Source organism: Martinezella miluonensis (assembly GCF_900094545.1).
In the GTDB taxonomy this organism is placed as follows: Bacteria; Pseudomonadota; Alphaproteobacteria; order Rhizobiales; family Rhizobiaceae; genus Rhizobium; species Rhizobium miluonense.
In genome coordinates this window covers 18,237-42,681 of sequence record NZ_FMAH01000054.1, presented here as the reverse complement: position 1 = coordinate 42,681, position 24,445 = coordinate 18,237, and the positions used below count along the sequence as shown (strand labels likewise).

Genomic DNA, 24,445 nt, shown 5'->3' with positions numbered 1-24,445 from the left:
ATCCGTAGCCTGTCGGGCCGGCCTCATAGCAAAAGCACAGGCGTCCGTGACGTCCGGCAAGCTTGTCGACAAATTTGCGCACTGCATCGGCACGGTTGGCGATTTCGCCGTAATAGCGAACCTCGCCTTTGCGGCCTGCTTCCGCCAGACCGATCGCGATTTTTTCCTTACTCACATCCAAACCAACGTAAAGTGCGATATCATCGACCACGGCTCGTCTCCTATGTTTGAGGCTCTGGCTCTGCAGCTAACCCTCGTTCTGAACATAATGCGAGACGAGCCACCCTGCCGGCCAAGGACATGGGGTCTCAATGGGCGCCAGGTCCAAGTCGGCTTGACTGGATTTTGGTTTGAAAATAGACTGTTTGAAATCAAACAATACGGATTTGGCGTCGAACAATGATAACAGAGGCGTGCACGCCCGATCTTCTCGATCGCAGTATCAGTGGCTTCATGCGCTATTTCCAGGTGCACATAAATCCGATCCTGCACCGCGCCGAATTTGAGGGGCGCGCCTATTCCGATTACGAAATCGTCGTCTGTATGGCGCTTAATCTCAACGGCACGCTGCGGCCGATGGACCTTAGCCGCGGTCTAAGCCTCAACAAAGGCAGCCTGACATCGGTGCTTCGGCGCCTGAGGGAGTTGGACCTGATCGCCAGGCTCGACATTCCCGGCGACGAGCGCAGCTACCGCGTGGCGCTCACCGCCAGGGGAAAACGCTTCGTTCGCCATCTCGAGGAACAGCGGCTCAGAATGTTCCGGCAACTGTTCACAGACATGACGCCGGAAGACATAGCGGCGACTGTGAGAGGCTTCGACTTGATTTCTGCGTATCTCAAGCGGGTGGAGGAAAAGGATGCTAGGCTTGTTTCGCAAACCCGCGCCTGAAAAGGCGCCAGATTGGTACCATAGCGCGGCACTCGAGGATCGACAGGAGTATGACGCCTTCGGGCCGTGGGTCTATGAGATCACAAAGGAAAGCGAAATGCCCTCGCGTTTTCGCTTCGCCTATGCGCAGCATCACGACGCCCGCTTTCTCTTGAAGATACCGGTCCATGCCGACCGCCGCGAAATGCGCCCCGGGATGGACCTCTATGTCGCTGTCGTGGCTATCGACGAGAACGGCGTCAGCATCTACCGCCTCATCGAGAATCGCATCGTCTCCGATCGATGCTCCTGGCGCGGCGTTGCGGTCGTCCGCAATGGTTTCAACCTTCTAAACGGAACTTTGTCGTTCCTTATGACGAGTGGGAGCGATGTCGAACTGGCCTTCAATGCCGTGTCGCAGCGCTTGATCGAGGACGTGTCCGATTTCGTCAGGAGCCGTTGTACAGGTCCGGCGCAGATGCCGCGCTTGCCGACCACTGTACCTAACATCGCCATCACCGACCACTTCTTTCACGCAATGTTCGTGGCGACGCAGCGGAGGAGCCTTATGTCGATGGCAGCCGTTCATTTCGAGCCGCCTGGGTATCGGTGCCTCGATCGCGACGGCCGACGACGGATGACAACGGGTCTGCTCCTCCTGTCGGCTCCCGACGAACTCATTATCATTAGCCGCGACCGACCGACGCGTCGCCGCTGGCACGCAGATTATTCCTCACTCACCACCTGGGTCCCGCTTGCTCGCCTGACAGGCTACGCCTTCTGCGAAGCCACCACCGGTGGAACGCGACCGCGCTTCCACGAATTGCTGCTGCGCCTTGGCGAGCAAGACTTACTTCTTTCTTGTCTCGCTATTCCCGAGACGGTGCTTGCTCGGCTTGATGGTCTCGCCGTCCCCCGTATCGAACCGAAGAATCTTGTGAATCTTGTTTAGTCTGCGCTCTGGAAAGGGCTCCAACGTAAATCGGCTCTGGGTCTAGAGCGCGTCCATTGAACGCGGGATCGGATTGAGGATTAAACTAAGCCGCTACCGCGGCAATTGCGGCTTAGTTCAATCCGAACCGATTCAGAAAAAGGCGGAAACGCTCTAAAGTCGCTACGCTTCAGTTGGCCGAAGATCGCAGCGGCACTTGAGGTCACCGTTGACGAGCTCGTAAAGCCGCCACCTGGAAAAATTGGAGTTTGTGCTTTGTCCGAGGTCGCGAGCTCAGACAGCGATTTGACCATCTCAATGAGATCGTTCATCACCGAACGCAGCGCTGGCCAGGGAAATTCGTCACATTCAGGCGATGCTATTCCGAGTGTCAGAACAGCCTGCAGCTTGGCGATCATCCCTTCGATGGACTGCGCGGGCATATCCCATAATTCTGCCGCCAAGGCGAGCTCACGATCGGCGGCCACGCGCTCGGCTTCCCGGGCTCTTGTGTACCCCATGACCTGGTCTGCGGCGCTCCAACGACGGAGTTGTACCGATAGCTTCTCCTTGGCCCTATCGCGGGCCTCCTCGTTGTCCGGACCTTCTAGCCAATATTCGATGTCCGCTTCGTTTTGGATGACGACCGGTTCAAGCGTGCCGGGGACCTCAATCTTAACCATCGGGAAGCCCACAGCCTCGACCAACTGGGTCTCGAGATGCTGTTGCAGACGGCAGCTCAGTTCGAACTCGCGGTGGGCTTCGTGCCATTCCAGCCATTTTGCCAGGGCCGGATCGGCATCGGCGCCACTGCCGTCGCGATCCTGCACGCGCGCCAGAAAATCTGTCGTGTACGAAAGAATGTTTAGGCGGGTATTTGCAGGCAAAGTTCTGCTATTCTCAGAATCAGCCATGATCCGAGCTCCTGATAGCTTGGTTGTGGTTAGATCACGTTGAGTGTTCCAGCACTCAGCGTGATCGTCTGCAGATTGCAACATACAGGGCAATTTCTCCATGCGCAACAAAATTCAATACAGTGTTGTGAAATGAATGGTGTTCAATGCCGTTCGGCGCGGGTAGCCCTTGGATGGAGCGTACGCGAACTGGCCGAAATCGCCGGTGCTTCAACTCAAACGATTGTTCGTTTCGAGAAAGGTGAGGAGCTTCGGCCCGCAACAATCGATCGAATTAAACGGGCTCTGGAGGACGGTGGAATCACGTTCATTCCCGCAGACGAACACGGCGGGCCGGGGATCCGTTTCACGCATGACGTTTGAACAATTGGCATTCACTGCCGATGGCGAGTTCCATGATGCTGAGGGCCGCGGGTGTGCCGACAGCGCGTCGCCGTGCTTTCCGCTTTCGAACGGAAAGCCCTTCCTCGCGATAGAGCCGGTAGATGCGATTGACCCCGGACGCTTCTCCATCCCGACGAAGCAGGACGAATAGTCGCCGATATCCGAAGCGCCGCCGCTCATTGGCGAGGTCGCGCAGCTTCCCTCGCAATTCTACTTCCGGCGGTCGACTGGACCGATAGCGGATCGTCTTGCGGTCAGCGAATATGACCTGGCAGGCCCGCCGCTCCGAAAGCCCCATGACGGCCTTCAGATGCGTGACGGCTTCACGCTTGGCGGCGGGCCCTACCATTTTTTTGATAGAAGCTCGCGGAGTGCAGCAGCATCAAGCATCTGTTCCGCGAGCAGTTTCTTCAGCCTCGCGTTCTCGTCCTCAAGTGCCTTCAGCCGCTTCGCCTCGGACACCTCCATGCCGCCGTATTTGGCTTTCCAATTATAAAATGTCGCGTCCGAAATCCCGTACTTGCGGCAGAGGTCGGACACCTTTGCGCCAGCCTCTTGCTCCTTCAACACCGCAATAATTTGCTCTTCCGTAAATCTCTGCTTCTTCATTCGTCCGTCCTTTAATTGATCTGAACCCTTCAAACTGGACCAATTTTGGTTAGAGTTTTCCGGTGCATTTTCCTGGCTGGGAAAGGAACGGAAGACGATGAAGGCATCGCAGTTTTCGGACGCACAGAAGGCGTTCATTCTCGAAGACCGGAGCGTGGCAAGCGTTGCACGATTGTTGAAGCGGCATCCCTCTATTGAGGTCGTCAGCCGAGATCGATGCGGGCTTTACGCGCAGGCCGCTCGTGAAGGTGCCCCGCAAGCGTCTCAGGTGGCGGACCGCTTTCATCTCATCCAAAATTTGCGGCTCGCAATCGAGGATGAGATGAGCCTCTCCGGCAGAGCTACAGGCGGGGCACTGCTGCCCGACACGGACATCGAGATTGATCATCACGATCGAGCTTTGCATGAGGGGGCCACTGAAACGCCTTGGCGCAATCAGCTTCGCCGGGCACATCGGCAGTCTCGGCGGGATGTGTTCGAGACGGTACACACCTTGAGCAAAGAAGGGCTGACCTGCTCGGATATTGCGCGTCGCACAGGATATGGCCGACGAAGCATCGCGAAGTGGCTGACGTTCGAAACCCCACCCGACCGACGCAGGCGCGCGCTACAGCCGACATCTCCTCTATACTTCGAAGCCTTTCTCACCCAGTGTTGGAAGGACGGCAACCGCCGCGGGCGGCATTTGTTTCATGACATAAAGCACCGCGGATACACCGGCAGCTTTTCCAATCTTGAACGCCTCCTGGCAACATGGCGCCGCGCCGAGAGACCGGAAACGGATGAGGATAAGGGTGATACGGCGCCGGCTCTGATTGGGTTCGCCAACAGAACATATGACAATGCGCCTGTACGTGATCCGCAAACCGGTCATTTGATCTCACCGGTTGTCGCCGCTACTCTTTGCATCAAGCCGCGCGGCGCGCTGACCATCAATCAAGCACGGAAAGTGGATGCCCTCAAGCAGGGATCACAGACGTTTGCTGTTTTGCGCAGCTTCTCCATGCGATTTCGTGGAATATTTCATGGCCGAACGTCGGCGAAACTGCAAGAATGGATCGATGATGCCATTCATTCTGGCCTCGTTTTTCTAACCCGCTTTGCCCGCGTTCTTCGCCGGGATATCGACGCAGTCTATAACGCCATCGACCTGCCCTGGAGCAATGGTCAGGCGGAAGGTCAAATAAACCGACTGAAGACGATTAAGCGCAATGTACGGCAGAGCGGGACCAGAGCTTCTCAGAGCGCGGATGATGCCAATCAAATTGGCCGATCTCCACACAAAGTGAGGCAGACCCCGATTAAATGCAAAGCGACAGATTCAGATTCGTCGTAGAATTGGAATCCCCCAAGAGTCAAAACGGCGCTCGCTGGCATCATGAGTTTGCAGCAGGGCGATGACGCAACCAAGCACCACGAAGGCAAAAACCTGGCTCATGAACTTCCGTGATTACCAGGATGAAATTCCGAAAATGCTAATATAATCTCTCTAAATAAAGCTCCTGATGTGATAAAATTGGCGGCCGGCTCGAGGAGGAGATGCCGGTCGACGTTTCGACTTGTCGCAGAGTGGTTCGCATGGGTGTCGAGGCAGCGTTTCCGCCATGCCGGAAAGGGTGAGGCCCCCCGAAGAAGGCCTCTGGATAACTGCTCGGAATGGGAGGTGTACAATGCTTCGCAAATTGTTTCTCACCTTGGCTATTGCGGCGTCCGCACTCGCGATCAACGGAGTAGCATGGGCTGACATTACGATCCTCGTGCCATCAGGCAGCGAGGGCGACGGTCTTAGGGCCGCTGCCAACGACTACGCGAAGATGAAAGGCACGAAGGTGGAGGCCGTCCAGGCGCCTTATGCCAATGTGTTCGAACAGGGCGCCAATGCCGGCGCCACCAAGTCCGGCGTCTTCGATATCATCCTAATGGACGATCCGTGGATTCCGTTTTTCGCCGAGAACGGACATCTGGAGGATCTCACGGCTTTCTTCAAGAAGGCCGGAATGGCGGGACCGGACAGTGATTTCCTTTCGAAGTCGCTAGCGGTCTGCCGCAACCCCTACAATACGGGACCTTATGTGTGCCTGCCCTATGTGGGAAATGCGCAGATGTTCTTCTATGACGCTGCCAAGTTCAAGCAAGCCGGCGTCGACGCCCCAAAGACCTGGGATGACGTGCTGAAGGCGGGCAAGACGCTGACCAAAAGCGGCGGCGGCCGTTATTACGGCTACGTCTTCCGCGGAGGTCAGGGCAACCCGGTGGTTGCCGATTTCATGCCGATCTTCTGGTCCTATGGCGCGGATATGTTCAACGCCGACCGGACCAAGGTGACGATCGACACACCCGAAGGAGCCGCCGCCATGAAGACGTTTATGGCGCTCCGTGATATCTCACCGAAGGGGGTTGAGAGCTATAACGCCAACGAGGTTGGCACAGCGCTTGCCGCCGGCACGGCCGCTTCATCGATCAACTGGCCGAACTGGGTTGCGACCTTCGAAGATCCGAGCCAGTCGAAGATGGTCGGCAAGATTTCCTATAGCCCCATTCCCGCTGGAACAAAACCGGGAAGCTCGGAAATCGGTCACTGGACCATGGGCATCATGTCGGCTTCCAAAAACAAGCAGGAAGCCTTCGACTTCATGATCTGGGCGACCTCTCAGGAGCAAATGAAGATTTCCGCCAAGCGCGGCAATCCACCTGTACGGACCTCGGTCTTCACCGATCCGGAACTGACCTCGCAACAGAAGTTCCGGCACTATCCGGTGTTGATGACGGCGATCCAAGCCTCGACTCCCCGTCCGCGTCACCCGAAGTGGCCAGAGATCGAGAATGCCTTCGGCATCGAGCTTTCCAAGGCGGTAGCGGGCACGATCACACCGGAAGAGGCCCTGAAGAACGCGCAGGCGGCGGTTGAACAGATTACGGGCCTTAAATAAGCAATGTGCCGCGACACGAGCGGGGTTTTCGGACGCCGTTCTTGTCGCGGAGCTGACAATGGCCTTCGGCGACCGTGAAACCGACAGTTAAGGCGATCCGGGGCAGGCTTTGCGGGAGAGATCAATGTTGAAGGTCGAAAGCAGCATCTTGACCGCGCAGCTCCAGATGGGTGGCGGTCTGGAGCGATGGGCGGAACGTCACCTGCGCTTTCTCATGCTTGCGCCGACGGTCCTCATACTGCTGGGCCTGACGATCTTTCCCAGCGTCTATATGTTCTATGCAGCGGTTCACAAAATCAGCCCGAATCCGGATCTGCCCTGGGAGTTCGTCGGCGCCGGCAATTTCTTGCGGCTTCTTTCCGACGCGCAATTTCACGTCGCGCTCCGGAACACCATCGTATTCACAGTCGCGGCGGTGGTGACCGAATTCCTCCTTGGTCTCGGCCTGGCGCTACTGCTCGATAAATTCATCCGCCGGCTGACCTTTCTGAAGACTGTCCTGATGATCCCCATGATGCTGCCGCCGATCGCAGTCGCGATCACATGGAAGCTCATCTACGAGCCGCAGTTCGGTGTCCTGAACGAAATCATGTTCCGCCTTGGCCTACCATTGCAGGCATGGGCCGGCGACGTGAACCTCGCGATGTTCTCGATCATCGTCGCCGATGTCTGGCAGTGGACACCGTTCATATTCCTTCTGATGTTGGCCGGGCTGGCCAGCCTGCCGGTCGAACCCTACGAAGCCGCCGCACTCGACGGCGCCTCGTCCTGGCAGCAGTTCTGGGACCTGACGCTGCCCTTCCTTAAGCCGGTGATCGCTATTGCCTTGCTCCTGCGTGTCATGGATGCGTTGCGTCTTTTCGATCTGGTCTTCATCCTGACGGGAGGTGGCCCGGCTGACCGGACCAAGGTTTTGAGCCTTTATATCTATCAGGTCGCCTACCGCTTCGCCGATCCAGGCTACGCGGCGGCGATGTCGCTTTTCGTGCTGTTTGTGACGATCATTCTGAGCACTTGGTTCATGAAACGCATGCGGCTGGCGGAATGACCATGACGCTGGAAAAAACCATACATGCGCGCAGCCGTACCAGAGAGGTGCTCATCCGCCTGTCGGCCTATCTGACGATCTTTGTCGCGCTGGTCGTCACGCTTTTTCCCGTCTATTGGATCGCGTCGAACTCATTCAAGTTTGATATCGACATTTTCGCCGTGCCGCCGGAGTGGCTACCCCGAAACCCGACGCTGAAACACTACGACGAAGCGTTCATCCAGCGTCCGTTCCTGCGCTACGCGTTGAACAGCTTTCTCGTCGCCGTGGGAACGACCGTCGTTTCCGTGACCTTCGGCACCATGGCTGGTTATGCCTTGGCACGGTTCAGTTACCCGTGGCAGTGGCGGAAGCAGATTTCGTTCTGGATCCTGTCGACGCGCATGATGCCGCCCATCGTCAGCATCATTCCGCTCTACCTGTTCTTCAACTATTTCCACATGCTCAACACGAAGTCGGCTCTCATTGTCGCCTACACCGCCTTCAATCTGCCCTTCGCGACGTGGATGATGAAGAGCTATTTCCAGGATCTTCCGGTCGAATTGGAGGAAGCAGCGATCGTCGACGGCGACACGCGGTGGGGCGCATTCCTGCATGTGGCGTTACCCCTTGCCCGGCCCGGGCTTGCGGCCACCGCCATCTTCTGCCTGATCATCTCGTGGAACGAATTTCTGTTGTCCCTCATCATCACGCTCACCGAGCAGTCACAAACACTGCCGATCGGCATCGCCGGGCGCGTGACACAGTACAACACCTATTGGGGCGAAATCAGCGCAGCGGGTTTCATGGCCTGCGTGCCGATCGTCATTTTCGCCTTCATCGTCCAGAAGCATCTCGTCCGGGGATTGTCCCTGGGCGCTGTCAAAGGTTGAGATCTATGGCGTCCGTCACATTCAGAAACGTCAGCAAGAAGTTCGGCGAATTTGTTGCTGTGACGAATTTCAACCTCGAGATCATGGACAAGGAGTTTCTCGTTCTGCTCGGCCCCTCCGGCTGCGGCAAGACAACGACCATGCGCATGGTTGCCGGTCTGGAGGAAGCGACGTCGGGCGATATCTACATCGATGCGGATCGCATCAACGGTGTCCTGCCTAAGTATCGCGACGTCGCGATGGTCTTCCAGTCATATGCTCTATATCCGCATCTCACTGTCGAGGACAATATCGGCTACCCGCTGAAGATCCGCAAAGTGCTGCCCGCCGAACGCAAGCGACAAATAGCCGAGGTCGCGCGGCGTGTGGAACTCGACACGATGTTGTCCCGTCTGCCGAAGGAACTCTCCGGCGGCCAGCGCCAGCGCGTGGCACTCGCCCGCGCGATTGTTCGCACGCCACGCGTCTTTCTGATGGACGAGCCGCTGTCCAATCTCGACGCCAAGCTTCGCACCCAGATGCGCGCCGAGCTGAAACACCTTCAACATGAGCTGCAGGTCACGACGATCTACGTCACCCACGATCAGATAGAGGCGATGACACTTGCCCACCGCGTGGCCGTGATGAACAAGGGCGTGATCGAGCAGCTTGGGACGCCGCGGGAAATCTACAACGATCCGCGCACTCTCTTCGTTGCCGGATTTATAGGCTCGCCGCCGATGAACCTGATCCCTGGAGAAGTGAAGAACGGCGTGTTCGTTAGTGCCGACCTCAGAGTCGGGGGGATCGGTCGGGCAAACTACTCCCGAGCCGTCCTCGGTGTCCGCCCGGAGGACGTCCATCCGGCCGAAGCCGGTGATCCGGACGTCAATCTGGTTGCGCCGATCTATTCGGTGGAACTCACCGGCGAGAACACGCTTGTCAGCCTCCGGTTGGGCGGTCAGCTCATAACCTTACGCGCTGATAAGAATTTCACCGGTCAGATCGACCAGCAGATCGGTGTCAAGGTCGCGACGGATCGCGTGTTTCTCTTCAATGGCGAGACTCAAGATCGTGTTGACTTCTAGCGTTTGGACGGCGGCGATGGTGATCGCCCTTGCATTCCCGGCGGCCGCCGCTGATGCCGGCCCTGTCGCCGGAAATCCGCTGATCGAAATTCCTGCCGGCGCGTTCGTCTTTGGGCGTGACGACGGCCCCGAAAACGAACGTCCGCGCCGCGTGCTGGAGGGTCGGGCGTTCGCGATCAATCGCACGGAAATTACGAACCGGCAATATGGACGCTTCGTCAATGCCACCGGTCACCGCCCGGCCTTCTACGCAAATCACCCGATCTTGGGATTGGACGATAGGCCGGTCGTCGGGGTAAGTTGGGGAGACGCCGATGCTTTTTGCCGTCACTACGGGTTGGAGCTGCCGTCGGAGCCGCAATACGAGAGGGCGGCGCGAGGAACCAAGGGCGACGCGTTTCCATGGGGCGACACCCCGCCAGACGATACGCGGGCAAATTCTGGAGCGGATGTCTGTTGCTCTGGCGACGCGCGAGACGGGTATCCGATGACCGCACCGGCGGAGTCCTTCGCCGCTGGAGCGAGCAAAGAGGGCGTCCTCAATCTTGTCGGCAATGTCTGGGAGTGGACCCGCGATCTCTACGCGCCGTATGAAGGTGGGACGGCGCCAAGGAGCGCCGGGCCGTATCGCGTGCTTCGCGGTGGTTCCTGGAATAGCGATCCAAACCACCTTACGACGACCTATCGCCTCGCCTATGATCCGGAATTCCGGTTCTCAGCCAATGGTGGCTTCCGATGCGTCCGTTCTACGCCTTGATTATCGTCACTGGTCTCCTGTTTCTGGCAGTAGGTGCTAGCGCCGAGCCGACAGTTGCGCCCGGCTACGTGCTTGAGACCATCAACATCCCGGGTGCGGCCTTTGCCGGCCTATCCCGCGACGCCGGGGGCTTGCTCGTCAGCGATCTCGCCAGTGGCAGGCTCTACCGGCGCGGCGCGGACGGCAAGCTTGTCGCATTCGGTCCGGTATTTCCCCACGGCCTCGACGTGATGGGCGACCCCACCGGCCCTTATCATGTCGTCCACGCCGGCGATGTCCTTGTCGTCGCCCAGGGTGCGACGCCGGTCAGTTCCGACGAGGGTCCGTTTGACCACGCCCTCGTTGCGCTCGACGCTGCTGGTCAGGCCCGTGTCATCAGCAACGATTTCTGGAATCCGTTCGACTTCATCGTGGCGGGCGGAACCTACTACGTGATCGATTCCGCTCGAAACAGTGTCGAACGCGTGCAGGCGGACGGCCGGAAAAGCACACTCTTGACATTCCGCCGCATGACGGAGGCGGCCACGGCGCTGCACAGCCTTTCGCCGACGGAGTTCACGGAAGGCAACAGCTACGAAGTGGACGCGGTGCCGACCGGCATCGCCCTTCACGACCAGCGCCTCCATATTGCGCTGTTTGGCGGCTTTCCTTTCCTTGCTGGTGCTGGAAAGATCGTGTCGATTCCCGAAGTCGGCGATGCATCAGAGCCGCGGCTTGATGTCGAAGGACTCAATGCGCCCGTGAGTATCGCCTTCGATAATGATGGAGATATGCTTGTCCTCGAACACGGCACCTACACTCAGAAAGAAGGTTTCCTGAAGGGTAGCGGGCGATTGCTGAAGCTCAATAAAATAACGCACGACCGAGAGATCATTCTCGACGGCCTGACCCGGCCAGTATCCGTTCTCGCCTGGGACGAGCGGCGGCTCGTCGTTTCCGAGCTGGGCGGCAACCTCTATTTTCTGACACGCGAATCTGCTCGCTGACCACCGGCGCGAATGCGCATCGAGGCACAGAGGCTGTCGTATGGCACGTAAATGGGGGAACCGCGTGCAACAGAGCGTTATCTGACCGGGTGTCTTTGCGGGGGGCGCGCGCCCATCACGACACGTCCAACTCCACGGGCGATCGATATCGTCTGCGCGAACACCCCGCAGGCCAAGCGTCGCGTGGAACGCGCCGACCAGACCTTGCGGGACCGTCTGGTCAAGGAGTCGCGCTCGCGCAGCATCGATACGATCGCGGCTGCCAACGCTCATGCAACGGAGTTTATAAGTGATTTCAATGCTCACTTCGGTAAGGAACCGCGCAATTTTTCAACTACACTAGAACGCCGTGCGCTCATTTGAACACACAAAGGTCGCTCTAACCTTTTGAATCTAGAGACCAAGGGTCGAACCTAGGTCAAACTTTGATCAATAAGAAAATAGCGCCTCTGGCGCCTTGCCGCGGTTCAGGGCATCCTATGATGGCTGAAAATTGTGCTTATGGCAGTTGGAGGAAGGCCGATGCGCTGCTTTACCGTGCTTGGACCCTCGCAGACCGGAAAATCGACAGTCGTGGAAAAGCTCGGCTCGCTGGAGGGGGCGCCGAGAAAATCCAGCTCCCCTTATGGATTGAACCTCACAGAATTCACCTTCAGAAACGAGGCGTGGTGTGCGCTGGATGCGCCAGGACCCAACGAAGCGTTAGCGCATGCACAGCACGCGCTTCTTGCCAGCGACGCCTGCATCCTGTGCGTTTCATCGGCACCCGAGGAGGCTGTGCTCGCCGCGCCCTATCTGCGGATAGTCGAAGCTTCGGGGACGCCTTGCATCCTCTTCGTCAACCGGATGGACGAACCGAGAGGGCGGCTGAGGGACGTGATCGCCGCGCTTCAAGACTACGCCAACCACACCCTTCTGCTTCGCCAGATCCCGATCCGCGAGGGCGACAGGATCATAGGCAGTTGCGATCTGATTTCGGAACGGGCGTGGCGCTACCGGGAAGGCCAGACTTCGGCGCTGATCGCAATCCCCGAAAGCGCCGCCGAACGCGAGCACGAAGCGCGCACTGAGCTTCTGGAACACCTGTCCGAATTCGATGACTGGCTTCTCGAGGAACTGATCGAGGACCGCGAGCCACCCAGCGACGCGCTCTATGCCATTTCATCACGGGTTCTCAGGGAAAACAGGATTATCCCGGTCCTGATCGGTGCTGCAAGTCACGGCAACGGCATGACGAGGCTGATGAAGGCGCTGCGCCACGAGGCGCCGCCGGTAGGGGTTCTTCGGCAGCGTCTCGCTCATGCGGGAACTATCGATGAAGGCAAGCTGGTGGCCGTGAGCTTCCATGCCTATCATCGCCAGAATGTCGGCAAGACGGTGCTCGTGCGCGCACTTGGTGAGGGACTGCGGCAAGGCGCATCACTGGGCGGCTCCAGCCTCGGCGCCGTACAAAATCTCGCAAACGGGCGGTCCAATTCGGCGGTTCTGCCTGCGCCGGGGGATGTCTTCGCGACGGTCAAGTCCGACCACCTGCCCGTCCCTTCGCTGTTGACATCAGGCGCGGTGGTCGCCCCGCCTGAGTGGACGGAACCACCCACGCCGATGCTTGAAAGGATCCTAATTCCGGGCAGCGAGCGCGATGAAAACAAGCTATCCGAAACGCTGGCAAAACTTTCCGAGACGGATCGCGGCCTGAAAGTCTTGCAGGAGGAAGGCACGGGCGCTCAACTCGTCCGCGCCCAAGGGCCGGTGCATCTGCGTGATCTCTGCCGAACGCTGTCTGATGTCTTTCACATCTCCGTGACCGACCGAACGCCCAGCCCGATCTACCGCGAGACGATCACGAAACCATCGGAGGTTCATTACCGCCATCGCAAACAGACCGGCGGTGCCGGGCAATTCGCGGATGTGAAGCTGAGCATTCATCCCAACGAGCGCGGCCAGGGCTTCACCTTTGGCGAAACCATCAAGGGCGGCGCCGTTCCGCGCAATTACATCCCCGCCGTCGAAGCGGGCGCGCGCGAAGCGATGGAGAAAGGACCGCTAGGCTTCGAGGTCATCGATGTCGGCGTAACGCTGTCAGATGGTCAGCACCATACCGTCGACAGTTCGGAACACGCCTTCCGGACTGCGTCGAAAATGGGGGTGCGTCAGGCGCTTTCCGAAGGATCGACCGTCTTGATGCAGCCGGTCTTCCGCAGCGAGATTCACATTCCGTCGGTCTATTCGGGCAGCCTCGTCCAGATCGTCTCCGCTCTCAACGGCCAGGTTCTCGGCTTCGACCGGGATGAAACCGCCAAGGGATGGGACATCTTCCGGGCGCTCGTTCCGGGCAGCGCACTTGACGATCTGGCGCGGGCGCTGCGCTCGGCGACGCAGGGCATTGGTTATTTTTCCAAGACCTTCGATCATTTCGAGGAGCTATACGGCAAGGAAGCGGACGCCATCGTGAGGGCGCACGAGACACCAGGCGTCGCACACTGAAACGTTCGCGCCACTTCATGCTCGTTCGCAGAGGCCCACTGGCTCTGCCGGATGGACACGTGCGGCTGCTAGTACCAGCGAGCACTGATCACGACCGATGAGCCCATTCGCGCAGACCGATGTGTCTTTCGGCACTTAAACTGTTGAATTCCATAATAAATCCACTCCAATTACCGTTTCGCGATGACCTACGGTTGGTTCAAAATAACGAAGCATTTCATGGGTCTGTCTCCACCCGGCGGGGTCACCACCAGGCGGAAAGAAGGGTCAAATCAGGACGGAATTCAACAGACATGGCCTGACAACGTGACAACACCATTTTTTGCGGAAGCGCCAATATTGGCGGCACCTATGCTGGGTTCAAACTGCAACTCGTCTATGACGTCCTGGTGTGGGGTTAGATCATTCATCGCTCTTCTCCTCTTGAGGAGAAATAGCCTGAGGCAAAACCTCAAGGGTATGATCGCTCTTCGGTGTCAGGCGTCATTGCGTTCAATCAATTCAGCTGGATACATTTTCTCGTATCGGGCATGCGAGCTGGGTCCCGGGTCACTACGGTTGGACAGCGACAGCTCAACCTGCCAAAGAGCTGTGTCGCTGGATGGCGCTGTCATCGTGAAGCCCGCCTTTCGGCAAAAACTCAGCATCTTGAAATTATCAGGCATCACGGAACCGCACAGGCCTTTCAGTCCTTGCACACCGGCAAAATCAAGGAGCCGTTTCAAAAGCGCACCTCCGAGGCCCTTTCGTTGGCAGTCGCTTCGCACAAGCAGGCCAAAATCGGCCGCTTCCTGAGCATTATCGATCACAAGCCGGGCAACACCGACAATCTGCTCGTCGATATCAGTTGCCACAAAAGCCATTTCCCGCTCGTAGTCGATATGCGTCATTCGAGCGACAGTCGCATTGGAGAGCTTCGTTTGCCCAAAGAAACGCGCACGCATGTCGGATGGCGATATGCGCTCAAGCATCGAGCTGTATGCCCGGGCATCGCCGGGGCGTATGGGCCGCAATACGAAAGTCCGGCCTGCCAAGCGGATCTTTGCTGTCCATTCGGTGGGATAGGGTTTTATGACAAGGCGGCGACTTGGTGCTGGTTCGTGTAGGCGGGAAGGGTCAATCTCGATTCGCGCATCCATCGCAACGACGGCCCGACCAGCAACGGCCAAAGGATTAATATCGATCGCACGGATGAAGGGGAAATCAATGGCCATTTGCGACAAGGCAAGAAGCGTCCTCTTGACGGCATCGAGATTTGCGGGGGGTACATGACGGAACCCGCGCAACAACTTCGATATTCTCGTTTCGTCGATGAGGTCGGCCGCTAAGTCATCGTCAAGGGGCGGCAGGGAGATAGCGACGTCGTCGATTTGCTCCACGGCTATTCCCCCGGCTCCAAAAGCGATTACCGGGCCAAAGACCGGGTCTACGGAAAGGCCGGCAAACAGTTCGATACCTCCCTCCACCTTTATCATGGGTTCGATGACGAACCCGTCGATTTGCCCGCTCAGCCCCGCGTCAGATGCCCTGTTTTGCATATCACGCGCAGCACGGCATGCTGCGGCTCGGCTGCGAATGTCGAGTGCGACACCGCCAATCTCGGATTTATGCGTAATGGAGCGCGATAGGATTTTTACGACGATGGACCGATGGTTACGAAGCATTGCAGTGGCAAGTTGTGCGACGGCCGCCACATTTTTCGCAATTGAACATTCCGCACTGGGAATTTGATAGAGGCTCAAGACTGTCTTCGCCTCCGGCTCCGTCAGCATCGTTCGCGACTGGCTCGCGACGCCCTCCATCAGACGTTGCGCTTGCTTCCTGTTGACTGCAAGTTCGGCGCTGACGGCGATATCAGTCAGCGCCTTTTGGCGCCGTCCCCACTCGCCAAGAACATGCAGGGCGGCAATCGCATCGTCAGGCATTCCATAGTCGGGAACGCCCGCAGCACGCAGGATAAACCGGCCCTCACGGCTGGCCTTGCCCCCAAGCAGACATGCTAGCAAGGGTTTGCCGGGCCAGTCTTTTTCCTGCACGGCGGTAACGATTGCCGCCGCTGTGGCGGCCGGCTCCGCGGCCTGAACCGGGCAATGCAGAGCAAGGATCGCATCAACGTTTGGATCGCGTGCAACAATCTTGACGGCCTCGGCGATCCTTGCTGGCGGCGCATCTCCCAGGACATCGACCGGATTGCTTTTCGACCACCCCGATGGAAGGATCTTGTCGAGCTCGCTTGTCGTTTGCGCAGTCAACGCTGCCAGGCGCTCGCCTCGATCAAGGAGGCTATCGACCGCCAAGACCCCCGCACCCCCGCCATTGGTGACCAGTGCCACGCGCAATGATTGCGGCGGATGGGCCTTTTGCGTAATTTCTGCAGCAGCGAGCAGTTCCGTCAGGCTTTTCACCCGAATGATACCAGCGCGCTTAAGTACCGCGTCGACGATGCGGGAGTTACCGGTCAATGCGCCCGTATGGGTCGCTGCCGCCTTCGCCGCTTCGCCATGCCTGCCCGGCGCGATGGCGATCAGAGGCTTTGTCCGGCACGCCGCCCGAGCAGCGGAGACGAACTTTCTCGGATCAGAAATGGATTCCAGATACATGACGATTGCCGCTGTCTGCTGGTCGGCAGCCAGAAAATCTATAGCGTCGCCCGCATCGACATCAATCATATCGCCGAGGGAAATAATCTTTGAGAAGCCCACGGAATGATCGCATGCCCAATCCAGGAGTGAACTGACGACCGCTCCAGATTGCGAAATTAAGCCGATCTTCCCGCGTTCTGCACCAGTCAGGACAAAACTCAAGTTGAGGTTCGCATCGGGAAGAATGAGACCCACGACATTGGGTCCAACAATGCGCAAGCCGTATGGCCTAGCGGCGGCAAGTACCGCCTTTTTCAGTTCATCGTCAAAATTTCCCGTGACGATGATGGCAACTTTCGTTCCCTTACAGCCGAGTTCTCGGATAATGGAGACGACGGTCGGTGCCGGCGTTGCAATTATCGCGACATCCGGGGGACTGGGCAAAGCGTTGACATCCCGAAAGCACGTCCGCCCGAGGACATGCGCGTATTTGGGATTGACGGGCCATATCTCCCCACAAAAACCACCATCAATAACATTCCTGAGAATTTTCGAACCGATCGCATCCTCGCGGATTGATGCCCCGATGATGGCTACCGATTTCGGGCACGATAGCACAGCTAGATTCTTGACTGACATACGGGTGCGTTCCCTCAGATTAGCGGTAGACCAGAACAGGTATGTGGGCTTTGGCGATCACGCCGTTTGCAACGCTTCCCATCAGCAATGAAGACAGACCACTCCGCCCATGTGTAGCCATCGCGATGAGATCACAATCCAAGCTGTCAGCGGTGTCGACGATGGTCTTGGCAATATCATTGCTCTTGATAACCAGCGTCTTGCAAAGGACACCCTTGTCGGAAGCTCTGAGCTTCTGGCGCAACAGCATGGCTTCGCAGTTTGAAGCGGCAGTCCTTTCGTGCTCCTGCTGCTGATTTCGGTACTCATCGCTGTCGATGGCCAGCATGCGGAAGGGCTCGGCCACGGCCAGCAAGGTGATCTCGGCATTCATCTCAGCAGCAAGTGCCATGGCCTGTGCCGCCGCCTGTGAGGCCATTTTGGATCCGTCGGTTGGAACCAATATATGTCTGAACATCGATAGCCTCCTTGTTGAGTTCAGGGCGGGTCCTCAAACCCGTCAACATCGATCGTTCGGTTATCAGCCGATTTGCGGAAGAGTGCATTTGACGACCGCGCACTGCTGGATAACCGGATTTGCGGCCCACCAAATTTGGCGGGTGACAGCAAGCCTTCTAGTGCCCCCAGAATATGGGCAACCTGGCCGTTTCAAGCATCGTGCGCGTTACACCGCCGAAAACGAATTCCCGGAGGCGCGAATGGCCATACGCTCCCATGACAGCCAGGTCGGCCTGCACATCAACCGCGTGCCGGGCAAGCATTTGCGCTACGCCCTTGCCCTGACCCGAGAGAACGTCGACAACCACCGATATGCCATGCCGCGCGAGATAGGTCGCCACATCGGCTCCCGGTTCCTCGCCATTCCGGGAAGCCGTCTCTGTAGGATCGATCATGGTCACATGGACTTCGTCCGCAGCTTTAAGCAACGGCAAGGCCTGTTGTACCGCACGAGCGGCCTCCATCCGAGAATTCCATGCTATCATTATCGACCGTGGCGCGATTGTCGCTGGCCGATCAGTCGGATTGAAAAGCAAAGCTGTCGGCGACTGGAAAAGCGCGCCGTCGATCACGCGCTTGCTAAATTGCAGGTCCGTGGCCGCCCGGGCTCCGACGAGCACGAGATCGGCATAGAGGGCGCGGGGCGCGATATCCTCCCCAGCCCACGCATATTCCGTGTACAGGTCGTGGACATCGTGGGACAGGCCGGACTGGCTGAGGCTAGCCTTGGCCATTTCCACTGCATCAGCCAGCTTCGCAAGGTCTCCTTCGCGCTCCTCCAGCCAAGCTGCGGAAACAATCTCGCCATAGCCGCCGACGGGCGGCGGCGCCGCCATCGCGACGACCAAGACCGAAAGATGCGCTTGGGTAGCCTCGCTGAACACGATAGCCTGCTTAAGATCGTTCTCCAGATGGTTTACTCCGATGGGAGCGAGGATTGTCTTGAAATTCATCGCCTGATCTCCAAGTCTGAACATGAGCATTTGCCGATTTTGCAATACTCGCTTCAACGCGCCTTGATCGGCGTCAACTTTTCGATCGCAATTTTTGAGCCTTGATGCGATTTCATGTTTTGCGATGTTTTGATCAAAGACAATGTAAGCAAGCCCACACCCGGGCAGAGTTTCTCTCCAAAGAAGATTGTCATAATGGAAGGAAACTGAAATGCTTCGGGCAATAATCATATCCCTCGCCGCACTTGGCATTGTTTACGCCAGTGCCGGTATAGGGAGGAACACAACAAGTACCGAACAAAAGGAAAGCGCAGAAAAGGTCGAGAAGAAGCCGCGAATGGGGTATGAGGACCCCTATTTCCCACCAGCCAAGGGCCACGGTTTTTGATAGGACTACACGCCTGCGATCGTTGAGCCTGCGTCCGAGCTGTTCGCAGGCTTTCAAGCTCTTTATGCCTCTTTTCGAGCGAGCCAGATACCCAGCGCCATTGGCAGCCAAAAAGTGAAGTCTCGAAAGACAAGCATCACTGCAAGCGCGGCCTCGAGCTCCACCCCGAAGAGATGCAATAAAGCGACGCAAGTATTCTCGAGCGAACCAAGACAGAGCGGTATTGGAGCAGGCGCGCAACTACCGATGCAAGGACGAAGCTGATAAATGCGTCAACGGAAGCGATAGACACTGCAATTGAACGCAATGTCAGCCAGAGCGTTGCGGCATCAAGAATGAATATAGAGGCTAGCAAGCTGACTGACTTAGGAATGGTCAACCAGTCTCCGACAATATCGCGCCTCATCGAAGCAATAATGTCTTCAAATCGCCTCGTCAACGACCGATCTTGTGCAAACTTCCGGAGGAACACCGTATTTCTGTCGATCAGTGATGGGCGGCTCAGCTCCAATTTTACTGCATCGCAATCAGGGCTTTGCGGAAACGTATTGATGCAAGCCCGAAGAATACGGCCCCGATGATGGCCAGCGCCGACATCTGTAGCCAGACGATGGAAAGGCCGGCGCCACGATAGAGAATTGCCTGGGAGAGCGCCACGAAATGCGTCGATGGCGAAGCCATCATCCCGTGCTGCAGCCAGCCTGGCATGCTCTCAAGCGGCGTGGTGCTGCCAGACAGGAGGTTCATCACCACGAGAAGCGGCATGGCAATCAGGCCAAATTGCGCCATCGATGTCGAGATGGTCGCGATGAGGATGCCGAGAGCTGTGACCGAAAAGAGGTAGAGGATGGCCGCTGCGACGAAGAGCGGAAGCGAGCCCGCCACGGGAACTGCCAGCACGCGTTCAACGACGACAAGCAAAGAGACGATTGCCGCTGCAACGATGACCAAGCCGTTCGCCCAGATCTTGGCGAGCATGATCTCGACGGGCCTTATCGGCATGACGAGAAGGTGCTCGATTGTGCCGTGCTCCCGTTCACGGATCAACGCCGCACCGGCGAGGATCACTGCAAGAATGCTGACATTGTTAATGACCTGCATGACTGAAGTGAACCATTCGGATTTGAGATTCGGGTTGAACTTGGCGCGAACCACCAGATTAATTGGATTGGTCTGCGTCTCGCCGGGGATCGCTGCAAGGACCTCCTGCAGGATAATGTTCTGAATGTAGGTGGCGCCATTGCCCGCCTGCGACATGGCGGTCGCATCAATATCGATGCCCACCGAAGGGCGCCTGTTGGCGATTACGTCCTGCTCGAATTTTGGCGGAATTTCGACGACAAAAACAAAGCGACCCGCATCCATACTTGAATCGGCCTCGCTGGCGTCAACTAAGACCGGTTCGTTGAAGAACGGCTTGAGGAGCGCGTCGCGCAACCGCGCTGAGAGCATGGAATGGTCTTCATCCACGATGGCGACAGACGCATTTTCCACGTCGAACTTTGCACCCGTCGCCACAGCATAGATCGCGAAGGTAAAGGTGTACACGATCAACAGCATCAGGACCGGATCTGACCGGAGACTGTGCAGTTCCTTCACGCCGAGCCGCAAAATTCGCAAGAGGGAGGCGATCATATCAGGCTCCCTGCTTGCGCAGCACGACGACTGCGGCAGTGATGAAGGCGATGCCGAACAAGACTAGCGCGACGAGATCCGGCCACAGGGCCGAGAGGCCAAGCCCCTTGGCAAAGATGCCGACGCTAACGGGCTGGTACCAGGCAGCCGGAAAGGCGAGTCCCATCAATCGCCCGCTGCCGGAAAGCGAGGAAACAGGAACGAGCAAGCCCGAGAAGTTCACAGCCGGAATGATGGCGATGATCGCCGTAGCGAAGATGGCCGCAACCTGAGTTTTGACAAAACTCGATACAAGCAGGCCGAAACTGGTGGTGGCGAGGACATAAGCCAATGAACCGGCAGCAAGCGTCGCAAAGGAACCTTTGAGGGGAACATCAAAGACAAATCGCGACACCAGGACCAGTGAAAGGAAACTCAGGAAGGCGATCACCACATAGGGGAGCTGCTTGCCAAGCAGAAACTCAAAACGGGTGACGGGAGTCGCCCGGAAATTGGCGATCGACCCTGTTTCCTTTTCTCTAACAATGCCGACCGCCGTCGTGATGGCTGGAATCAGCACCAACACCAATACGATGACGCTCGGCACGATAGCATTTACGCTCTTGAATGCCTGATTGTATCGAAAGCGCGGCTCAATATTGATCGGATAAGGGGAGCTGGCTTTGCCATTTCTGCGCGTTGCTTCATCCGTCAAATAGTTCGACGCGAGACCCGTCACGTAACCTCGCGCGGTCTCTGCCCGGAAGGGCATGGCGCCATCAAGCCAGACAGCAACCTCGGGCCGGCGCTGGCGCAAAAGGTCATGGCCAAAGTCGGAGGGTACCTCGATCGCAAGCGTCAGTTCCCCGCTTTTCAATCGAGCGTCCATATCGCCGGGCGAGTTGATGGGCGGTTGCTCGTCGAAATACCGCGACCCCTGGAAACTCTCCAGCAATTGCCGGCTTTGGGCTGTCTGATCTTGATCATAAGCTGCAAAGGGAAGGTGCTCGACATCGAAGGAAATGCCGTAGCCGAAGGCGAGAAGAAGAAGGATCGGCCCGAGAAAAGCGAAAACCAGACGCGTGGGATCGCGTAGGATTTCCAACGTCTCGCGCCATGCATAGGCCCACAGACGGCGCGGGTCGACCGCGCCGGACGTCGCGGTCTTATTATCCCGAACTGGATCGGAAAGTTTGACCAGACCGGCGTCGTGACCCATTCCGGCCTCATCGAGCGCGCTAATGAACACGTCTTCAAGTGTTTCCTTCTTTCGCTGTTGTTTCAACTCGTCTGGGCTGCCGATCGCCAGCACCTTGCCCTCATGCATCAGCGAGATGCGGTCGCAGCGCTCGGCCTCGTTCATGAAATGCGTAGACAGGAAGATCGTGACACCCTCCTCGCGCGCAAGAGCAATCAGGAAACGCCAGAAATCATCACGGGCAATGGGATCGACACCTGAGGTCGGCTCGTCGAGGATGAGTACCTCCGGCCTATGAATCACGGCAACTGCGAGCTGCAGCCGCTGGCGTACACCGAGCGGAAGGCCTTCCGGCTGATTGCCGGCAACGTCCAAAAGATCGAAGCGGTTGAGCATTTCTCCGACGCGCGGTTCGACCGTGTCATGTGGCATGCCGAACAGCCGAGCGTGCAGTGCCAAGTTCTGCCGCACGCTCAATTCACCATAGAGAGAAAAAGACTGTGACATGTAACCGACGCGGCGGCGAGTCGCCATATCGCGTGCATCAAGGGGCTGACCGAATAAAGCTGCTCGCCCCTCGCTTGCAGGCAAGAGGCCTGTCAGCATCTTCATCGTCGTACTCTTCCCAGAGCCGTTCGAACCGAGGAAGCCGAAAATCTCGCCCTTTTCGATACGAAAGCTAACGTGATCGACTGCGGTGAAAGTGCCAAAGCGGCGGGTAAGCCCCTCCGCCTCGATCGCAGGAGGGCCACCATATGGCACGCGGGGAGGAACCTCGATCGGACTATGAGCCCGACGAACATTCTTCGGCATAAGTGCCACGAAAGACTGCTCGAGCGAGTTCTCACCCGTCCGTTGTTTGATCTCGGCCGGACTACCCGTCGCGATGACGCGGCCGGCATTCAACGCAACCAACCAGTCGAATCTTTCCGCCTCCTCCATATAGGCCGTCGCGACGATGACGCTCATCTCAGGGCGGCGGCCACGCATGCTGGAAATGAGTTCCCAGAACTGCCGGCGCGACAATGGATCGATACCCGTCGTGGGCTCATCAAGGATCAATAGATCGGGATCGTGAATCAGAGCAGCGCAGATTCCCAGCTTCTGCTTCATACCGCCCGAAAGTTTGCCCGCAGGCCGATCCCTGAACGGGGCAAGGCCAGTGGCAAGCAAAAGCTCGTCGATTCTCGTCTTCCGTGTAACGCTGTCCTGCCCAAAGAGACGGGCGAAAAAATCAAGATTTTCCGCAACTCCGAGCGTGGGATAGAGATTTCGCCCAAGCCCTTGCGGCATGTAGGCGATACGTGCGCATACCGATCGCCGCTCACGCGCGTGGCTCATGTCGCCACCGAGCACTTCCACATCTCCGGCTTGAATGCGAGTAACGCCTGCAGCAAGCCCAAGCAGAGTCGACTTGCCGACCCCATCGGGTCCGATAACGCCACAGGTGGAGCCGGCGGGAATTTTCAGGTCGACATCGTCGAGGGCCAATGTCTTGCCGTAACGATGAAAGACATGCCGAAGGTAGACTGCCGCGTCGCTCATTGCGGCAGCTTCACGGTAAGCTCAACGGGCCACAGGATGTTCCTGCTGCCGCGCACATAGGCGACACCCCGTACCCCAATCTTCACTTGCGCCTCATATTGTTTCAGGAGGCTAGACGCGATCTGGAGTTTGACGCGGAACATCAACTTCTCCCGCTCGTCCTGCGTCTCGACGGTCTTGGGCGTGAACTGTGCATCGGTTGCAACGAACGAAACCGTGACTGGGACTACATAGTCGGGGGCGGGGTCGAGTATGATCCGTGCCTCATCGCCAATGGCAATTGATCCCGCCACCTTGGCTGGCAAGAAGACAGTCATATAGACATTTGAAAGATCGAGCAGCGTAACGATCGGAGCACCTGCGGCAACGACCTCACCCGATTGTACCAGCTTGTACTCCACGCGCCCTCGGCGCGGAGCGGTCAAAACCGCGTCGTTAAGCAATGACTGAATTCGTGCGACCTCGGCGCGCGCCGTATCCGTCGCCGCCTTTGCCTCGTCCAGCGCCGCAGCAGCAGCAATACGGGCGGCTTGCGCGGCTTTTAGCTGGCTTTGGCGCAAGTCGAGTTGCTGTCTCGTACCAGCACCACGGGTATTCAAATCAGACGCACGGTCGTATTCCTGCTCGGCGAGCACAAACTCGCTGTCACGTTGGGCGATCAAGGCTTCCGCCTGGATTGCCGCTTTTTCTGCGCGCCGAACTTCCGCTTGGGCACCCGCGAACTGCGCTTGCAGATCAGCGGTATCCATTCGAGCCACCACGGCGCCGGCATCAACAGTCTGCCCCTCGCTGACCAGGACTTCGGAAACGCGTCCGCCAAATTTGGCGGAAACCAGAACCTGTTCCGCCTCGATCCGCCCATTAGCCATGGTTATGCCTTCGGGAAGCCGTTTGCCTCCCAGCCTGTCCCACAATGCGTGCAATCTGCCTGTGAGGTTTGCCTCATTGGCAGCTGCCGCAGGGCGGCAGCCGATGCCAGTGCCAATCGTCAGTGTCGCGATTATGAAAAGAGGCAGAAAATGACGCACGAAACCGCAACTCCGGCAAGTGTTGAAAGACAAGGATCCGTCATTGGAACCAATGTCTTGCTTCTATTGCCGGACAACCGCCCCTACATTGACCTAGATCACGGAGCATAGAGGTTTCTACCCGCTACCGTGGCATAGCATGCTGCTC

18 protein-coding genes and 5 pseudogenes are annotated in these 24,445 nt (G+C 57.8%); 12 read left to right on the top strand and 11 right to left on the bottom strand.

Features of this window, described 5'->3' with window-relative positions; all coding sequences use genetic code 11:
- Positions 1 to 211 (bottom strand): annotated as a pseudogene (locus GA0061102_RS28820) (IS110 family transposase); the annotation flags it as partial.
- Between the two features lie 188 nt (positions 212 to 399).
- On the opposite strand from GA0061102_RS28820, the gene GA0061102_RS28815 reads away from it, so the two are divergent.
- Positions 400 to 891 (top strand): MarR family winged helix-turn-helix transcriptional regulator, encoded by a 492-nt coding sequence (locus GA0061102_RS28815; RefSeq protein ID WP_092855601.1) that lies wholly within the window; start codon positions 400 to 402, stop codon positions 889 to 891.
- 97 nt (positions 892 to 988) lie between these two features.
- Positions 989 to 1,822: a hypothetical protein gene (locus GA0061102_RS28810; protein ID WP_139115118.1), complete on the top strand. Its 834-nt coding sequence runs from the start codon at positions 989 to 991 to the stop codon at positions 1,820 to 1,822.
- A gap of 80 nt (positions 1,823 to 1,902) precedes the next feature.
- On the opposite strand, the gene GA0061102_RS28805 is transcribed toward GA0061102_RS28810, so the two are convergent.
- On the bottom strand, positions 1,903 to 2,715 hold the full coding sequence (locus GA0061102_RS28805) for a hypothetical protein (RefSeq protein WP_167668084.1): 813 nt from the start codon (positions 2,713 to 2,715) through the stop codon (positions 1,903 to 1,905).
- A 132-nt stretch (positions 2,716 to 2,847) separates the two neighbouring features.
- Between GA0061102_RS28805 and GA0061102_RS28800 the strand changes: the two genes are divergently transcribed.
- A complete protein-coding gene (locus tag GA0061102_RS28800) occupies positions 2,848 to 3,078 on the top strand; it encodes a helix-turn-helix domain-containing protein (protein ID WP_092855595.1) in 231 nt (76 codons plus the stop codon).
- A gap of 34 nt (positions 3,079 to 3,112) precedes the next feature.
- On the opposite strand, the pseudogene GA0061102_RS28795 reads toward GA0061102_RS28800, so the two are convergent.
- Positions 3,113 to 3,708, bottom strand: a pseudogene (locus tag GA0061102_RS28795) (transposase); the annotation flags it as partial.
- Positions 3,709 to 3,844: 136 nt separating this feature from the next.
- Between GA0061102_RS28795 and GA0061102_RS28790 the strand changes: the two are divergent.
- The 9 genes and pseudogenes from GA0061102_RS28790 to GA0061102_RS28750 form a co-directional block, all read left to right on the top strand.
- Positions 3,845 to 4,997: pseudogene (locus tag GA0061102_RS28790) on the top strand (transposase); the annotation flags it as partial.
- Positions 4,998 to 5,378: 381 nt separating this feature from the next.
- Positions 5,379 to 6,638, top strand: a complete 1,260-nt coding sequence (locus GA0061102_RS28785) for an ABC transporter substrate-binding protein (protein WP_092855593.1) — start codon at positions 5,379 to 5,381, stop codon at positions 6,636 to 6,638.
- 124 nt (positions 6,639 to 6,762) lie between these two features.
- Positions 6,763 to 7,686: a carbohydrate ABC transporter permease gene (locus GA0061102_RS28780; RefSeq protein WP_092855591.1), complete on the top strand. Its 924-nt coding sequence runs from the start codon at positions 6,763 to 6,765 to the stop codon at positions 7,684 to 7,686.
- On the top strand, positions 7,683 to 8,558 hold the full coding sequence (locus GA0061102_RS28775; RefSeq protein ID WP_092855589.1) for an ABC transporter permease subunit: 876 nt from the start codon (positions 7,683 to 7,685) through the stop codon (positions 8,556 to 8,558). Before GA0061102_RS28780 ends, GA0061102_RS28775 begins: the two co-directional genes overlap by 4 nt.
- 5 nt (positions 8,559 to 8,563) lie before the next feature.
- Positions 8,564 to 9,625 carry an ABC transporter ATP-binding protein gene (locus GA0061102_RS28770; RefSeq protein ID WP_092855587.1) on the top strand — a complete coding sequence of 354 codons (1,062 nt, stop codon included), beginning with the start codon at positions 8,564 to 8,566 and terminating at the stop codon, positions 9,623 to 9,625.
- 16 nt (positions 9,626 to 9,641) lie between these two features.
- Positions 9,642 to 10,382 carry a formylglycine-generating enzyme family protein gene (locus GA0061102_RS28765; RefSeq protein WP_092855585.1) on the top strand — a complete coding sequence of 247 codons (741 nt, stop codon included), beginning with the start codon at positions 9,642 to 9,644 and terminating at the stop codon, positions 10,380 to 10,382.
- Entirely contained in the window at positions 10,361 to 11,368 is a 1,008-nt protein-coding gene (locus GA0061102_RS28760; RefSeq protein WP_092855583.1) for a ScyD/ScyE family protein, read from the top strand. The genes GA0061102_RS28765 and GA0061102_RS28760 overlap by 22 nt, the downstream gene beginning before the upstream one ends.
- Positions 11,369 to 11,509: 141 nt before the next feature.
- A pseudogene (locus tag GA0061102_RS28755) lies at positions 11,510 to 11,695 on the top strand (ISNCY family transposase); the annotation flags it as partial.
- 195 nt (positions 11,696 to 11,890) lie between these two features.
- A complete protein-coding gene (locus GA0061102_RS28750; RefSeq protein ID WP_092855581.1) occupies positions 11,891 to 13,852 on the top strand; it encodes an elongation factor G in 1,962 nt (653 codons plus the stop codon).
- A gap of 290 nt (positions 13,853 to 14,142) precedes the next feature.
- Here GA0061102_RS28750 and GA0061102_RS33715 read toward each other — a convergent pair.
- The 8 genes and pseudogenes from GA0061102_RS33715 to GA0061102_RS28715 form a co-directional block, all read right to left on the bottom strand.
- Positions 14,143 to 14,262: pseudogene (locus tag GA0061102_RS33715) on the bottom strand (BON domain-containing protein); the annotation flags it as partial.
- Positions 14,263 to 14,328: 66 nt separating this feature from the next.
- On the bottom strand, positions 14,329 to 17,073 hold the full coding sequence (locus GA0061102_RS28745) for a bifunctional acetate--CoA ligase family protein/GNAT family N-acetyltransferase (RefSeq protein WP_092855579.1): 2,745 nt from the start codon (positions 17,071 to 17,073) through the stop codon (positions 14,329 to 14,331).
- A 19-nt stretch (positions 17,074 to 17,092) separates the two neighbouring features.
- The gene (locus GA0061102_RS28740) at positions 17,093 to 17,530 is read right to left on the bottom strand and encodes a universal stress protein (protein ID WP_092855577.1); all 438 of its coding nucleotides are present in this window, start codon (positions 17,528 to 17,530) and stop codon (positions 17,093 to 17,095) included.
- 157 nt (positions 17,531 to 17,687) lie between these two features.
- Complete coding sequence (locus GA0061102_RS28735) at positions 17,688 to 18,755, bottom strand: universal stress protein (RefSeq protein WP_342588052.1); 1,068 nt, start codon at positions 18,753 to 18,755, stop codon at positions 17,688 to 17,690.
- A gap of 219 nt (positions 18,756 to 18,974) precedes the next feature.
- Positions 18,975 to 19,136, bottom strand: a complete 162-nt coding sequence (locus GA0061102_RS34120) for a lysylphosphatidylglycerol synthase domain-containing protein (protein WP_425348573.1) — start codon at positions 19,134 to 19,136, stop codon at positions 18,975 to 18,977.
- Positions 19,137 to 19,425: 289 nt separating this feature from the next.
- Entirely contained in the window at positions 19,426 to 20,547 is a 1,122-nt protein-coding gene (locus GA0061102_RS28725) for an ABC transporter permease (protein WP_092855571.1), read from the bottom strand.
- A gap of 1 nt (position 20,548) precedes the next feature.
- The gene (rbbA, locus tag GA0061102_RS28720) at positions 20,549 to 23,269 is read right to left on the bottom strand and encodes a ribosome-associated ATPase/putative transporter RbbA (RefSeq protein WP_092855569.1); all 2,721 of its coding nucleotides are present in this window, start codon (positions 23,267 to 23,269) and stop codon (positions 20,549 to 20,551) included.
- The gene (locus GA0061102_RS28715; RefSeq protein ID WP_342588051.1) at positions 23,266 to 24,297 is read right to left on the bottom strand and encodes an HlyD family secretion protein; all 1,032 of its coding nucleotides are present in this window, start codon (positions 24,295 to 24,297) and stop codon (positions 23,266 to 23,268) included. The genes rbbA and GA0061102_RS28715 overlap by 4 nt, the downstream gene beginning before the upstream one ends.
- Between the last annotated feature and the right edge of the window lie 148 nt (positions 24,298 to 24,445).